This window comes from Chloroflexus sp., from assembly GCF_049970315.1.
Taxonomy (GTDB): domain Bacteria; phylum Chloroflexota; class Chloroflexia; order Chloroflexales; family Chloroflexaceae; genus Chloroflexus.
This window is the reverse complement of sequence record NZ_JBMFNE010000017.1, coordinates 91,474-91,915: the sequence shown is the minus strand read 5'-3', so window position 1 is coordinate 91,915 and position 442 is coordinate 91,474. Positions and strand designations below refer to the sequence as shown.

The following is a 442-nucleotide window of genomic DNA, read 5'->3' as shown; positions in this document are numbered from 1 at the left end:
GCAAGGACATCAACGCGCCGGAGTATGCCTGTATCCTCGAACTGATGAACGCGGTCGATGAGTATATCCCGACCCCGCAGCGGGCGGTCGACCAGCCGTTCCTGATGCCGATTGAAGACGTGTTCGGGATTAAAGGCCGCGGCACGGTGGTGACGGGCCGGATTGAGCGCGGGAAGGTGAAGGTCGGGGACACGGTCGAGATCGTGGGGATGACCGACGACGCGCCCCGGCGGACGGTGGTGACCGGCGTGGAGATGTTCCAGAAGACGCTCGATGAAGGGATTGCCGGCGACAACGTGGGCTGTCTGCTGCGTGGCATTGAGCGGAACGAGGTGGAGCGCGGGCAAGTGTTGTGCGCGCCGGGGAGCATCAAACCGCACAAGAAGTTTGAGGCGCAGGTCTACGTGTTGAAGAAGGAAGAGGGTGGACGCCACACGCCGTT

Annotated in this window: 1 protein-coding gene; it reads left to right on the top strand. The window is 62.9% G+C overall.

What is annotated here, in order from left to right; all coding sequences use genetic code 11:
- Nucleotides 1-442 (top strand): EF-Tu/IF-2/RF-3 family GTPase (locus ACP5OT_RS12495; protein ID WP_428132296.1); only part of this gene is annotated, 442 nt, incomplete at both ends.